This window comes from Sphingomonas sp. TZW2008, assembly GCF_002117915.1.
Lineage (GTDB): Bacteria > Pseudomonadota > Alphaproteobacteria > Sphingomonadales > Sphingomonadaceae > Sphingomonas.
Map to the genome: position 1 here is coordinate 310,061 of NZ_BDJB01000003.1, position 12,924 is coordinate 322,984.

Annotated in this window: 14 protein-coding genes; 4 read left to right on the forward strand and 10 right to left on the reverse strand. The window is 68.7% G+C overall.

The features are described from left to right. Positions 1-32: 32 nt before the first annotated feature. The 6 genes from B7L05_RS03155 to B7L05_RS03180 all read right to left on the reverse strand — a co-directional run bounded on the left by B7L05_RS03155 (position 33) and on the right by B7L05_RS03180 (position 4,997). On the reverse strand, positions 33-1,109 hold the full coding sequence (locus tag B7L05_RS03155; protein WP_085808754.1) for a cell envelope biogenesis protein TolA: 1,077 nt from the start codon (positions 1,107-1,109) through the stop codon (positions 33-35). Between the two features lie 4 nt (positions 1,110-1,113). Next, on the reverse strand, positions 1,114-1,545 hold the full coding sequence (tolR, locus tag B7L05_RS03160) for a protein TolR (protein ID WP_085808755.1): 432 nt from the start codon (positions 1,543-1,545) through the stop codon (positions 1,114-1,116). 11 nt (positions 1,546-1,556) lie between these two features. Beyond that, entirely contained in the window at positions 1,557-2,249 is a 693-nt protein-coding gene (gene tolQ, locus B7L05_RS03165) for a protein TolQ (RefSeq protein WP_085808756.1), read from the reverse strand. After that, entirely contained in the window at positions 2,246-2,713 is a 468-nt protein-coding gene (ybgC, locus tag B7L05_RS03170; RefSeq protein ID WP_085808757.1) for a tol-pal system-associated acyl-CoA thioesterase, read from the reverse strand. Before ybgC ends, tolQ begins: the two co-directional genes overlap by 4 nt. 116 nt (positions 2,714-2,829) lie before the next feature. Beyond that, positions 2,830-3,672, reverse strand: a complete 843-nt coding sequence (locus B7L05_RS03175; RefSeq protein ID WP_144037097.1) for a hypothetical protein — start codon at positions 3,670-3,672, stop codon at positions 2,830-2,832. A gap of 257 nt (positions 3,673-3,929) precedes the next feature. Then, positions 3,930-4,997 (reverse strand): nitronate monooxygenase family protein, encoded by a 1,068-nt coding sequence (locus tag B7L05_RS03180; RefSeq protein ID WP_307718246.1) that lies wholly within the window; start codon positions 4,995-4,997, stop codon positions 3,930-3,932. Positions 4,998-5,035: 38 nt separating this feature from the next. Here B7L05_RS03180 and B7L05_RS03185 point away from each other — a divergent pair, with 38 nt between their 5' ends. Beyond that, positions 5,036-5,452 carry a secondary thiamine-phosphate synthase enzyme YjbQ gene (locus tag B7L05_RS03185; RefSeq protein WP_085808759.1) on the forward strand — a complete coding sequence of 139 codons (417 nt, stop codon included), beginning with the start codon at positions 5,036-5,038 and terminating at the stop codon, positions 5,450-5,452. Between the two features lie 68 nt (positions 5,453-5,520). Here the strand turns inward: B7L05_RS03185 and B7L05_RS03190 are convergent, their stop codons facing one another. Continuing rightward, complete coding sequence (locus B7L05_RS03190) at positions 5,521-6,777, reverse strand: aspartate kinase (RefSeq protein WP_085808760.1); 1,257 nt, start codon at positions 6,775-6,777, stop codon at positions 5,521-5,523. Between the two features lie 56 nt (positions 6,778-6,833). Between B7L05_RS03190 and ubiG the strand changes: the two genes are divergently transcribed. Then, positions 6,834-7,616, forward strand: coding sequence for a bifunctional 2-polyprenyl-6-hydroxyphenol methylase/3-demethylubiquinol 3-O-methyltransferase UbiG (gene ubiG, locus B7L05_RS03195; RefSeq protein ID WP_085808761.1), 783 nt, complete (start codon positions 6,834-6,836; stop codon positions 7,614-7,616). A 3-nt stretch (positions 7,617-7,619) separates the two neighbouring features. On the opposite strand, the gene B7L05_RS03200 is transcribed toward ubiG, so the two are convergent. Next, the gene (locus B7L05_RS03200; protein ID WP_085808762.1) at positions 7,620-7,850 is read right to left on the reverse strand and encodes a hypothetical protein; all 231 of its coding nucleotides are present in this window, start codon (positions 7,848-7,850) and stop codon (positions 7,620-7,622) included. Between the two features lie 132 nt (positions 7,851-7,982). On the opposite strand from B7L05_RS03200, the gene B7L05_RS03205 reads away from it, so the two are divergent. After that, on the forward strand, positions 7,983-10,007 hold the full coding sequence (locus tag B7L05_RS03205; RefSeq protein ID WP_085808763.1) for a S9 family peptidase: 2,025 nt from the start codon (positions 7,983-7,985) through the stop codon (positions 10,005-10,007). 28 nt (positions 10,008-10,035) lie between these two features. On the opposite strand, the gene B7L05_RS03210 is transcribed toward B7L05_RS03205, so the two are convergent. Further along, complete coding sequence (locus B7L05_RS03210) at positions 10,036-10,458, reverse strand: hypothetical protein (protein WP_144037098.1); 423 nt, start codon at positions 10,456-10,458, stop codon at positions 10,036-10,038. A 99-nt stretch (positions 10,459-10,557) separates the two neighbouring features. Between B7L05_RS03210 and B7L05_RS03215 the strand changes: the two genes are divergently transcribed. Beyond that, entirely contained in the window at positions 10,558-12,375 is a 1,818-nt protein-coding gene (locus B7L05_RS03215) for an ABC transporter ATP-binding protein/permease (protein ID WP_085808764.1), read from the forward strand. Positions 12,376-12,598: 223 nt separating this feature from the next. Here the strand turns inward: B7L05_RS03215 and B7L05_RS03220 are convergent, their stop codons facing one another. Continuing rightward, complete coding sequence (locus B7L05_RS03220) at positions 12,599-12,871, reverse strand: GNAT family N-acetyltransferase (RefSeq protein WP_085808765.1); 273 nt, start codon at positions 12,869-12,871, stop codon at positions 12,599-12,601. Between the last annotated feature and the right edge of the window lie 53 nt (positions 12,872-12,924).

Consider the following 12,924-nt stretch of genomic DNA (forward strand, 5'->3'; position numbering starts at 1 on the left):
TGGCTTTGCGGCACGAGCGCGCGACGCCGCGATCACCGCAGCTTCCAGTTGAAATTGATGTTGTTCCAGCCGCCGCCAGGCGTGTCGTAATATTCCGCCGGCAGCTTGAGCGGCGAACAGCCCTTGAACGCCGCGATGCCCAGGTCCTTGACGCGCTGGGCGTAGCGCTCGTTCTCGTCGGTCAGTCCGCGCTGGCGCACCACCGTCGGCGTCGCGGCGAGCGTGCCATTGGCGTTGAGCCGCAGGTTCAGCGTCGTCACGATCTGGTTCGCGCCGGGCCCGGGATCGACCTGCCGGTCGGCGCACGGCTGGATCTGCCGCGCGATCGCCTGGACGATTGAGGCGAGCGCGCGCCCGTCGATCTTCGCCGCGCGCGGCGTCTGGCTTTTGCTCGTCGATGGCTCGGTCGTCAGCCCCTTGAGGAAATCGTCGCCTAGCCGCCCGCCGCGCGGCCGCGACGCGGTCGACTTGCTGTCCGTCCCCGATCCGCGTGCCTTGGCCACCGCGGCCGCCTTTGCCTTCGCATCGGCCGCGGCCTTCGCGCGCGCGTCGGATGCCGCCTGCGCCCGCGCTGCCGCAGCGGCCTTGGCCTGTGCCGCAGCCGCCGCGCGCTTCGCTGCCGCCTCGGCCAGCGCCGCCTCGGCCTTCTGCGCCGCGGCGCGTTCCGCCGCTGGATTGGGGCGCGGCTTGGGCGCGGGCGCGGGTTTCGGAACCGGTTTGGGCGCGGGTTGCGGCTTGGGCGGCGCGGGCTTCGGCTTGGGTTCCACCTTCGGCGCCGCCTTTGGCGCTGGCTGCGGCGGCGCGGGCTTGGGCTGCGGCGCAGGCGGCGGCGGGGCCGGCGCGGGCTCGGGTGCCGGCTGCTCGGCCGGCGCAGGCGGCGCCGCATCGTCGGGCTCGCCGGTCTCGGGTGCTATCGATGGTGCGGGTTGCTCCACCGCCTGCGGCGCGGTCGCTTCCAGTCCGACGTCCTTGACGAGGCTCACCTCGATCGGCGTCTGCTTCAGCTTTTCCGGATTGGGCGTTGCCAGAAAGCCGACCGACAGCAGCCCGAACAGGATCAGATGTCCCGCGCCGGCGATGCCCAGCCCGATGCGTTCGGCCCGCTCCATCGGGTTATTCGTCCCCGATCGTCACCAGCGCCACGCGGTTCAGCCCGGCGCGGTTGAGCTCACCCATCACCTTCATCACCTGGCCGTAGCCCAGCACGCGGTCAGCGCGCAGATACACCTGCGGCGGCTCGCCCTCGCCCGCCGCCGCGGCGATCGCGTCGAGCCGCGCGGGCAGCGCGTCGGCGCTCACCTCTTCCTTGGCGATGAAGATCTTGCCGTCGGCGTCGAGCGAGATCTCGGTCGGCTGCTTGTCCTGGTCGAGCGGCTTGGCGCGGCTGTCTGGCAGGTTCACCGGCACGCCCGCGGTCAGCAGCGGCGCCGTCACCATGAAGATGATCAGCAGCACCAGCATCACGTCGACCAGCGGCGTCACGTTGATGTCGGCCATCGGCGCGCGGCGCCCGCCCGAGCGCTGCGAGGGAAGCTGCATCGCCATCGGCTACCCTCTCACTTCTCGCGGTCGAGCTGGCGCGACAGCGTCGCGTGGAAGCCGTCGGCGAAGCGGTTCAATCGCGCCTCGATCCGGTTGATGCCGTGGCTGAAGCGATTGTACGCGATCACCGCCGGGATCGCCGCGAATAGGCCGATCGCGGTGGCGAACAGCGCTTCCGCAATGCCCGGCGCGACGACCGCAAGGCTCGTGTTCTGTTGGCTCGCGATGCTGGTGAAGCTGCGCATGATGCCCCACACCGTGCCGAACAGGCCGACGAACGGCGCCACCGAGCCCACCGTCGCCAGCACGTTCAACCGGTCGGACAATTTGTCGATCTCGTTCGCCACCGCGGCGCCCATGGTCGTCGCCAGCCGCTCGCGCGTGCCCGAACGGTCGATGCCGACGCCCTGCGTCGATCGCCGCCATTCCGCCACGCCCGCGGCGAAGACGCGCGCGCTCGGCAGATCCTCGTCGGCGCGTGTTTTGTAGAAAGCGTCGATATCCTCCGCCTTCCAGAAATCGCGCTCGAACACCTCGGTCGCTTTGCGCGTCCGGCCCAGCTTGCGCCAGAACATGAAGATGATCGCCCAGGTCCACACGCTCGCCGCGAGCAGACCGAACATCACCGCCTTGACGACGAAATCAGCCTGCAAAAACAGCGCGATCGGCGACAAGGTGGCAGCGTCGGTATTGAAGAACGGGTTCAAGGCCTTGTTTCCCCCTGATCGACGAGAGCCGCGAAACGGTCGATCCACGCGCGCGGTTGCCGCCGCGGCCGCCCGCTGGGGGCGACCAGCGCGGCCACCACGTCCGCTTCGGCCAGCACAAGCGCGTCGCGCATGACTCTCTGATGAATGGAGACGCTGGCGGCGCGTACCGCCGTCACGCGCGTCGCGACGATCAGCGCATCGTCGAGCCGCGCGGGCGCGGCATAGCGGATCGCAAGGCTCGCGACGGCATAGGCGCCCTCGCCCGCCTCCTGTGCGGCACGCTGGTCGACGCCCGCGAGCCGCAGCATGTCGGATCGCCCACGCTCCATGTAGCGCAGGTAATTGGCGTGATAGACGACGCCCGACAGGTCGGTATCCTCGAAATAGACGCGCACGGGCAGGCGGTGCTCGATCCCGTCGAAGCGCCCCTCGACGGGCAGGTCGGCGCGGCCGGTCTCCATGAAAGCGCTGTTAACCGAACGCACCGCCGCGCGGAACCCCACGCTGCAACCCGGCCGGCGCGTTATCAATGAAGACGTTGCGGCGTCGCGCGCCGTGCCGCGCGATCAGCCGGCTGTCACAGGCCTGTGAGGTCGAGCTCCAGCTTCGGCACGACGCGGGTAGCCGCTTTCGGTGCTGATGTGGTGGCCGGCGACGGCGGGATCGCCACAGCGCGCGTTCCCATGGCAGGCATCGGCTGCGGCTTGACGATCGCCGCTGCCACAGGCGTCGTCACTGCCGTTGGCGCGGCCAATGGAGCGATCGAACGCGGCGCGACGGCCGGAGCCGCGACGGCGCGCGGCGCGTAGCTCGCCGGCGCGACGACCGGCCCCATCGTCGAGGAGGCGACCGCAATCACTTGCCGCGGCAGCGCCATCTCGGCGAATGGCGCGTCGAGCGTCGGCAGCACCACCGCGGCGAAGCGCTGCAGCTCGCCCGGGGTCAGCCGCTCACTCTCCGCCAGCGTCGCTGCGGCGGCGGTGCAGAAGGCGTCGCGCGCCTGCGCCTGCGAAAAGAAGTTGTAGAGCCGCGTCATCGCGTCGTCGTAGCGATCCTGCCAGTCGCCGCCGCCCGCCTTATACTCGGCCGACAGCGTCGTCTGCGCGCCGGCGAGCGTGGTCTTGTGCGTCGCGAGCATCGCATTGTAGCGCCGCACGATCTCGGCCTCCCCCGCGCCGCGACACGCGAGCGCCGCGACGTTGAGCGCCGAGCGCACATGCCACACCGTCGCCGCTTCGCTCAGTCCACGGTTGATCGGCGAGATCGGCGGCGCGACATAGACGGGCACGACCGGCGCCGGTGGCGGCGGCGGCACCGCCGCGATCTCCTTCGGCTTGGCGGCACATCCGGCGATGGCGGCTAGGGCGACGATGGCAGCGGCTTTGCTGACGCGGGACATGACAATGCTGACGCGGGACATGGCGGCTCCGTTTTCCCCCGGCTCCTGATGCCCCGCGATGCGCGCACTAAGGTTAATGCCGTCTAAAGCGTGCGCCGAACGGTTCGCCGCGAATAGCCGCAACGGTCGTGCGGCAAACGCGCCGCCCCTTCCGACCCGGTCTAGCGACACAGGCAGCCAGCGCCGCGCCTGTCGTGCCTGCGCTAAAGAACGGGCGATCCTAGAAGAGCCGACCTGCCGCTTCCCCGCGATCCGGTGCTGCGTGATGGCGCCGCCCGCTACGCTGCGCGCGCCGCGAGCGCTTCTGCCGCCTCGTCGAGCAGCGTCGCGATGATGTCGGTGATCGGCTCTTCCTTCGTCACCATGCCGACGGACTGGCCCGCCATCACGCTGCCGTGCTCGACGTCGCCGTCGATCACCGCGCGGCGCAACGCGCCCGCCCAATAATGTTCGATCGCCAGCTGCGCCTCCGCCATCGCCACCGCACCCTCGTCGAGCGATTGCGCCACCTCGCGCTGCTTGGCGGTGAACAGCTCGCCGCCCGCGTTCTTCAGCGCGCGCACGGGGATCACCGGCAGCCGCGGATCGATCTGTACGCTCGCCACCGCATCGCGCGCGGAGGCGCGGATGAACGCCTGCTTGAACTTCGGGTGCGCGATCGACTCGTTCGCGCACACGAAGCGCGTGCCGAGCTGAACGCCCGCCGCGCCCATATCGAGATATCCCGCAATCGCCTGCCCACGCCCGATCCCGCCGGCAACGAACACCGGCACTGCCTCGGCGATCTCAGGTAGCATCTCCTGCGCCAGCACGCTGGTCGAAACGGGGCCAATATGCCCGCCCGCCTCCATCCCTTCGATCACCAGCGCGTCGACGCCCGAGCGGATCAGCTTCTTCGCCAGCGCCAGCGTCGGTGCGAAGCAGATCACCTTCGCACGGCTGCCGTCTTCCCGCGGCGCCTTGATCGCCTCGAGCGACCCCTTCGGTGGCAGTCCGCCAGCGAGCACGACATGCCCGACGCGGTGCTTCGCGCAGACCGCGATCAGCGCCATCAGATCGGGGTGCATCGTGATCAGATTGACGCCGAACGGCTTGTCGGTCAGCGCCTTGGTCGCGGCGATCTCAGCGTCGAGCAGGTCGGTCGTCATCGCGCCGCACGCGATCACGCCGAAGCCGCCGGCGTTGGACATGGCGGCGACGAGGTTGCGCTCGCTCACCCAGCTCATCGCGCCCGCCATGATCGCCACCTCGCTGCCGAGGAACGCCGCGCCGCGCGCCATGCGGCGGGTGAGGCGGGCAGCGCCGCTGTCGGTGGAACTCGGGCGGTCGATGGCGGTATCGGTCATGCCCGCGCCGCTACACCGGCGCGGCCGCGGAGACAAATATGCGGCAACAATCGAGCAACATCATCGTCGCGACGCCCGGCCAGAGTTTGCACGAAATCACCGATCGAGTGCTGGCCTGGGTCGCGCAAACCGCGATCGAGCAGGGCCTGCTGACGCTGTTCATCCGCCACACCTCGGCATCGCTGCTGATCCAGGAGAACGCCGCCCCCGCCGCACGGCGTGACCTCGAACGCTGGGTCGCGCAGATCGCACCCGAATCACGCGCGTACGAGCATGACGACGAGGGCCCGGACGACATGCCTGCGCACTTGCGCGCCGCGCTCACCGCCACGACCCTGTCGATCCCCGTTGTCGGCGGCCGCCCGGTGCTCGGTACGTGGCAGGGCATCTACCTGTTCGAGCACCGCCGCGCGCCACATCGCCGCGAAGTCGCGGTCCATCTGCTTGGGGAGTGACTAATCGCGTCTGGTCAGCCCTGAGTCATACGAACCGCGGGGTGCCTAAGGACGGGCGGCGGATCTACCTACGCCGCCTCGTCCGCATCCAGCCCGTAGGCGGTATGGAGCACGCGCACCGCGAGCTCGGTCTCGTCTTCGTGGATCAGCACGCTCACCTTGATCTCGCTGGTCGAGATCGCCTGGATGTTGATTCCGCGTTGCCCCAGCGTCGAGAACATCGTGCTCGCGACGCCGGCGTGGCTGCGCATGCCGACGCCCACGACGCTGATCTTCGCCACGCGCGTGTCGTGCACCAGCTCGCCGAAGCCGATCGCCTCGCGCCCCTGGTTGAGCGCCTCGATCGAGCGGGCGAGATCCGCCGCTGGCACGGTGAAGGTCACGTCGGTCGAGCCCGACCCATGCGCGATATTCTGGATAATCATGTCGACGTTGATGTTCGCCGCCGCGAGCGGCTCGAAGATCGCGGAGACCGAGCCCGGCTTGTCGGGCACCGCGGTCAGCGTGATCTTCGCCTCGTTCTTGTCGTGCGCGATCCCGGTGATCAGCTGGCGTTCCACGTCTTCAACCTCCTGTTCGCCCACGATCATCGTTCCGGGCAGCGTATCCGCCATCGGTGCCGTCTCGCCGGTGAACGACGAGAGCACCTGGACGCGGACGTTCTCCTTCATGGCGAGGCCCACCGATCGCGTCTGCAGCACCTTGGCGCCGACGCTGGCGAGCTCCAGCATCTCCTCGTACGTTACCTTGGCGAGCTTGCGCGCGCGCGGCACGATGCGCGGATCGGTGGTATAGACGCCGTCGACGTCGGTGTAGATGTCGCAGCGATCCGCCTTGATCGCCGCCGCGACCGCCACCGCCGACGTGTCCGATCCGCCGCGGCCCAGCGTCGTGACCCTTTGGTCGTGCACGCCCTGGAAGCCGGGGATCACCGCCACCTCGCCCGCGCCCATGCTGGCGAGCAGCGCGTCGGTGCCGATATCCTCGATCCGCGCCTTGGCGAAGGCATCGGAGGTATCGATCGGCAATTGCCATCCGAGCCACGAGCGCGCGGGAACGCCCGCCGCCTGCAGCGCGATCGCCAACAGCCCGCTGGTGATCTGCTCGCCGGCCGAAACGACGACGTCATATTCGCGCGCGTCGTACAGCGCGCTCGCCTCGCGGCAGAAATTGACCAGCCGGTCGGTCTCGCCCGCCATCGCGGAGACGACCACCGCCACCTCGTTGCCCGCCGCCACTTCGCGCTTCACCCGCGCGGCGACCGAGCGGATCCGCTCGATCCCCGCCATCGATGTGCCGCCGAACTTCATGACGATGCGGGCCACGCGCTGAGACCTTCGGAATGCTTGGGAGAAACAGGCGCGCCTGATAGGAAGCGCACATGGCCGACGCAACCGTAACAACCGATACCTCTCCCACCGCCAATGTCACCGTCCCGGCGCCGGGCAGCGCCAGCGTGGTCGCGAAGGAAGCCGCGCATTTCGGCGCGATGGCGAAGGAATGGTGGGATCCGCGTGGCTCCTCCGCGATGCTTCACCGGCTCAACCCGGTCCGGCTGCGCTACATCCGCGAGCAGGCCGACCGGCACTGGGACGGCGACCCCGCAAGCTTCACACCGCTGAAGGGCCGCACCGCGCTTGACGTCGGTTGCGGTGCCGGGCTGCTCGCCGAACCGCTGGCACGCCTCGGCGCACGCGTGACCGCGTTCGATGCCGCGGCGGAGAACGTCGCGGTGGCCCGTCTTCACGCCCAGACGAGCGGCCTGGTAATCGATTATCGCGCCGGCGGGATCGAGGCGGCAGCGGGCGAGAGGTTCGATCTCGTCACATGCCTCGAGGTGATCGAGCACGTTGCCGATCCCACCACCTTCGTCGCGGGGCTCGCCGCGACGCTCGCACCTGGCGGTCTGCTGATCGTGTCGACGCCCAACCGCACGCCGCTGTCGCGCGTCGCGATGATTACTGTCGCCGAAGGAACCGGGCAGATCCCGCGCGGAACCCATGACTGGGATCGCTTTGTCACACCCGACGAATTGAAAACGATGCTTGAGGCCAGTGGCCTACACGTGCGCGACAGCCGCGGCATCGCCTTTTCGCCTACGTCGGGGTTCAGTCTCTCGTCTTCGCTCGCGCTGAACTACATCCTCGCCGCGACGCGCCGCTGACGATCAGCCCTTCGGCTTCGTTTCGCTCGCCGAAACCCACTGCGGACCGTTCGAGCGGCAGGCTGCGCTGATTACTGGATAGCTAAGGTCGGTGTTGCGCGCGAGCGCCGCCGGCAGCGCCGCGCGGCACTGCTGCACCGTTGCATACTGCACCGGCTCGATGCGTGCCTCAGCGCATGCACTGGTATCGTCCCCACAGCCCATAATCGCCAGGACGAAGAAGATCGGTTGCATACATCGCCTCCACTCTCCCGGCTATAAAACCGTATCGACACAAGATGTTCCCTGGAAACTCTTGCGTGTGTCTTAGTATGATGACACACCCGGACACCGGTCGGGAACGCGACTGCCAGGGGAGGATCGATCATGCCGTCCAAGACCAAGATTTTGCTCGCTGCGACCGGCATCGCGCTTGCCGCCGCCACTGCGGCGCTCGCCGCGCCGAAGGCGCCCGGCGATGTGCCGCTGATCGAGCGCACCAAGCTGTTCGGCAATCCCGAGAAGACCGGCGGCCTCCTGTCCCCCGACGGCAAGTGGATCAGCTTCATCGCGCCGCGCGACGGGGTTCTCAACGTGTGGGTCGCGCCCGCAGCCGATCCCGCCGCCGCGCGCCCGCTGACCGCCGAGAAGATTCGTCCGATCCGCCAGACCTTCTGGGCGCCCGATTCGCGCCAGATCCTGTTCGTCAACGACAAGGGCGGCGACGAGAACTTCCGCCTCTACGGCGTCGCCGTCGATGGTGGCGCGGCGCGCGACTATACGCCCTTCGACAAGGTTCGCGTGATGCCGATCGGGGAGAGCACGACGATCAAAGACCGCATCCTGATCGGCCTCAACAACCGCGATCCACGCTGGCACGACGTCTACAGCCTCGATCTCGCGACCGGCAAGCTGACGCTGGTGATGCGGAACGAGGGCTACGGCGGGTTCCTCGCCGACGACGCGCTCACCGTCCGGCTTGCCTCGCGTCCGCGCCCCGACGGCGGTGACGACTGGTTCCGCGTGACCAACGGCACGGTCGAGGCGACCCCGCTCGTCTCCTACGGGCATGACGACAGCCTCACCACCGCGCCGCTCGGCATCACCACCGACGGCAAGACGATCTACTGGATGGATTCGCGCGATCGCGACACCAGCGCGATCATGGCGCAGGATGCGAACGGCAAGATGACGCTCGTCGCGCAGGATCCGCGCGTCGACGTCAGGCGCGCGCTGTTCAACCCCGGGACCGGCACGATCGAGGCGTATCAGCAGGATTATCTCCGCAGCGAGTATGTGCCCGTGGGCGACGCGGTGAAGGCCGATCTCGCCTTCCTCAAGGCGCAGAACAAGGGCGAGTTCACGGTGACCAGCCGCACGGAGGCGGATGACAAGTGGCTCGTCGCGTTCGATCCTGTATCCGCCCCCGCCTCGACCTGGGTCTACGATCGCCGGGCAAAGACGCTGAAGCAGCTCTACGTCTCGCGCCCAGCGCTGGTCGGCGCGCCGCTCGTCCCGATGATCCCGACCGTCATCAGGTCGCGCGACGGGCTCGATCTCGTCTCCTATCTGACGCTGCCCAAGGGTGCCGACGCGAACGGCGACGGCACGGCGGACAGGCCGGTGCCGATGGTGCTGTTCGTCCACGGCGGCCCATGGGGCCGCGACGGCTACGGCTACAACAGCTACCACCAGTGGCTCGCCAATCGCGGCTACGCGGTCCTATCGGTCAACTTCCGCGCCTCGACCGGCTTCGGGAAGAAGTTCCTCGCCGCCGGCAACATGGAATGGGGCCGCAAGATGCACGACGATCTGCTCGACGCGGTGGACTGGGCGGTGAAGCGCGGCGTCACCACCAAGAACAAGGTGGCCATCATGGGCGGCTCGTACGGCGGCTATGCCACGCTCGCCGGTCTCGCCTTCACGCCGGACACGTTCGCCTGTGGGGTGGACATCGTCGGCCCGTCGAACCTCAACACGCTGCTCGCCGCGATCCCGCCTTATTGGGAGGCCGGCAAGCAGCAGATGTACCGCCGCATGGGTGATCCGACCACGCCGGAAGGCCAGGCGATCCTCAAGGAACGCTCGCCGCTGTTCGCCGCCGACAAGATCAAGCGGCCGCTGCTGATTGGTCAGGGCGCGAACGATCCGCGCGTCAACATCCGCGAGAGCGACCAGGTGGTGGACGCGATGCGCGCAAAGAACATTCCCGTCACCTACGTCGTCTTCCCCGACGAGGGCCACGGCTTCGCGCGGCCGGTGAACAACATCGCGTTCAACGCGGTGACGGAGAATTTCCTCGCCCCCTGCCTCGGCGGCCGCGCCGAACCGATCGGCGACGCGCTGAAGGGCTCGACCGCCGAGATCCGCCACGGCGCCAGCTACGTCACCGGGCTCGGCGCCACCAACTAGGCTCGCCCCCCCTCAGCCGGCCTACGCCTCAGCCGGCGTCCGCCAGTGCCTGCCGTATCGTCTCGACCGGCAGGCCAAGGACGTCGGACAGGCTTTGGGCCGATGCGCCGCGCGCCGCCAGCGCGCGGATCCGCGCCGGATCGGTCACCATGCGATAGCCGCTGGTGTCGCGATCCTCGCGCACGATGTCCTTGCGCCCCGATCCGCGCCGCCGCTGCGCCGCTGCGGTATGCGGATCGCTCTCCCTCAGCGCCGCATCCGCCGCGCGCGCCGACTGCCGCGCCGTTTCGCGAGAGGCGGCCGATGCGGCACGTGCCGCCGCGCGCGATTCCAGTCGGTCGGCCAGCGGCTCGCCCCGCGCGCGTCGTTCAATTGGTGGTGTTGGGGCCAGCCCCCAGCTCTTGTCGACCATCAGGCGCGCGCCCATCCGCCAGCGACGCCCGCGACGCAAGCCGCATCGTGCCGGAACCCGCGTGTAAGACTTTGTACGCGAGAGCCCCCACGTCCGGGCCATTGCACCCGGCCGCTCCCGCGCCGACATAGCGCGGCAATGCCGCCTTCCGATCCGACCAACCGCACCGCCGACCGCCCGCTCGGGCCGACACTGCGCCGCTTCCTCCCCTATCTCTGGCCCTCGGACGCACCGGGGATGAAGCTGCGCGTCACCGGCGCGATGCTGCTCGTCGTCGCCTCGAAGCTGGTGCAGGTCTATGGCGCCCCCTTCGCGCTGCAAGGTGCGGTCGATGGCATGGCCGGCGTGCCGCGCTCGCCCGCCAGTCTCGTGATTCTGCTCGTCATCGGCTATGCCGCCGCGCGGTTCGGCAGCACGCTGTTCGACAATCTGCGCAACACGGTGTTCGAGAGCGTCGGGCAGGAGGCGACACGCCGGCTCGCCGCGCAGGTGTTCCGCCACCTCCACGATCTGTCGCTACGTTTCCACCTGGAACGGCGCACCGGCGCGGTCACGAAGGTGGTCGAGCGCGGCACCAAGAGCATCGACACGATGCTCTACTTCCTCCTGTTCAACATCGCGCCGACCGTGCTCGAGCTAAGCCTCGTGCTCGGCATCTTCTGGGTGAAATTCGGCTGGCCGCTGGTCGCCGCGACGGTGGTGATGGTCGTCGTGTACATCTGGTTCACGCGGAAGGTGACCGACTGGCGCGCCGCCTTGCGCGAACGGATGAACGATCTCGATACCGGTGCGGTCGCGCACGCGGTCGATTCGCTCCTCAACTTCGAAACGGTGAAATATTTCGGCGCCGAGGACCGCGAGGCCAAGCGCTACGACGCGGCGATGGGCGCCTACGCCAAGGCCGCCGTGCGTTCGGAAAACAGCCTCGCCTGGCTCAACGTCGGGCAGGGGGCGATCACCAACCTGATGCTCGGCGGCGGCATGGCGTTCGTCGTCTGGGGCTGGGCGCAGGGGCGGTTCAGCGCCGGCGACGTGGTGCTCGTCTCGACGCTGCTTGCGCAGCTGTTCCGCCCGCTCGACCTGCTCGGCATGGTCTATCGCACGATCCGCCAAGGCGTGATCGACATGGGCGCGATGTTCGATCTGGTCGACACGCCGTCAGAGGTGGTCGACGCGCCAGACGCACAGCCGCTGGTGGTCGATCGCGGCCTTCTGCGCTTCGAGGACGTGCGTTTCGGCTACGACGCCGATCGGCTGATCCTGAAGGGCATCACGCTCGACATCCCCGCCGGCGCCACCGTCGCGGTGGTCGGCCCGTCGGGCGCGGGCAAGTCGACGCTCGCGCGCCTCCTCTACCGCTTCTACGATCTCACCGACGGGCGCGTCACGATCGACGGGCAGGATATCGCCAAGGTCACGCAGGCGTCGCTGCGCCGCGCGATCGGCATCGTGCCGCAGGATACGGTGCTGTTCAACGATACGATCGGCTACAACATCGCCTACGGCCGGGAGGGCGCCAGCGAAGCGGAGATCCACGCCGCTGCGCGCGGTGCCGCGATCGCCGGCTTCATCGAGGGGCAGAGCGACGGCTACGACACGCGCGTCGGCGAGCGCGGGCTCAAACTGTCGGGCGGCGAGAAGCAGCGCGTCGCGATCGCGCGCACGTTGCTCAAGAACCCACCGATCCTGATCCTCGACGAGGCGACGTCGGCGCTCGACAGCCGGACGGAGGCGGACATCATGGCGACGCTCCACGCGATCGAGCGCGGCCGCACCACCATTGTCATCGCGCACCGCCTGTCGACGATCGTCCATGCCGACAAGATCGTCGTGCTCGAGGCTGGGCGCGTCGTCGAACAGGGCACGCACGCCGAGTTGCTGCGCGCCGACGGCACCTATGCCGAACTATGGGCGCGCCAGGCGAACGAGCGGCGCGAGGCGCTGGTCGACGGCTAAGCCGCTCACCGCTCGCCAGGTGTGCTTGCTGCGGAAACACTGAGAAGAGGGGATAAGCTAAGCTGCTGCGCGAACAGCGTCCATGCCCGGTCAGACCTGCCGCGCGGACTTGGATGGTACGCGCCGTCGACTGCTACGGGGTCGGCTGACGCGTCATAATCCTAGTGTCAGACCCACTTCATACGTCGAACGTCGCGACGCCGGCGTCGCGCTTCGTTCCTTGCTACGCCAGCAGGTCGCGATACGCCGGATGCTTGCGAATGAACGCCGCGACGAACGGGCATTGCGGGACGACTTTCAGCCCCTGATCACGCGCGCTGTCGAGCGCGGCGCGGATCAGCTTCGATCCCACGCCCCGCCCCTCGATCGCGGGCGGCACGACAGTGTGGGTGAAGACGATGCGGCCCCCCTCCCGCTGATAGGCGGCGACGGCGCGGTGGCCGTCGAGGTCGAGCTCGAATTCCTGCTCGGCACGATTGTCGCGAACGGTGTTCATGCGATCGGCCTAGCGCGTCGGCGGCGCCGCGTCACTGGCGCAGCGCATCAACC

What these genes read in the sequence shown, in the direction of transcription:
- B7L05_RS03185 (WP_085808759.1), top strand. Translation starts at nt 5,036, where the DNA reads ATGCGGCAACAATCGAGCAACATCATCGTCGCGACGCCCGGCCAGAGT.
- B7L05_RS03220 (WP_085808765.1), bottom strand. Translation starts at nt 12,871, where the DNA reads ATGAACACCGTTCGCGACAATCGTGCCGAGCAGGAATTCGAGCTCGAC.
- B7L05_RS03200 (WP_085808762.1), bottom strand. Translation starts at nt 7,850, where the DNA reads ATGCAACCGATCTTCTTCGTCCTGGCGATTATGGGCTGTGGGGACGAT.
- ybgC (WP_085808757.1), bottom strand. Translation starts at nt 2,713, where the DNA reads ATGGAGACCGGCCGCGCCGACCTGCCCGTCGAGGGGCGCTTCGACGGG.
- B7L05_RS03175 (WP_144037097.1), bottom strand. Translation starts at nt 3,672, where the DNA reads ATGTCCCGCGTCAGCATTGTCATGTCCCGCGTCAGCAAAGCCGCTGCC.
- ubiG (WP_085808761.1), top strand. Translation starts at nt 6,834, where the DNA reads ATGGCCGACGCAACCGTAACAACCGATACCTCTCCCACCGCCAATGTC.
- B7L05_RS03215 (WP_085808764.1), top strand. Translation starts at nt 10,558, where the DNA reads ATGCCGCCTTCCGATCCGACCAACCGCACCGCCGACCGCCCGCTCGGG.
- B7L05_RS03155 (WP_085808754.1), bottom strand. Translation starts at nt 1,109, where the DNA reads ATGGAGCGGGCCGAACGCATCGGGCTGGGCATCGCCGGCGCGGGACAT.
- B7L05_RS03180 (WP_307718246.1), bottom strand. Translation starts at nt 4,997, where the DNA reads ATGACCGATACCGCCATCGACCGCCCGAGTTCCACCGACAGCGGCGCT.
- tolR (WP_085808755.1), bottom strand. Translation starts at nt 1,545, where the DNA reads ATGGCGATGCAGCTTCCCTCGCAGCGCTCGGGCGGGCGCCGCGCGCCG.
- B7L05_RS03205 (WP_085808763.1), top strand. Translation starts at nt 7,983, where the DNA reads ATGCCGTCCAAGACCAAGATTTTGCTCGCTGCGACCGGCATCGCGCTT.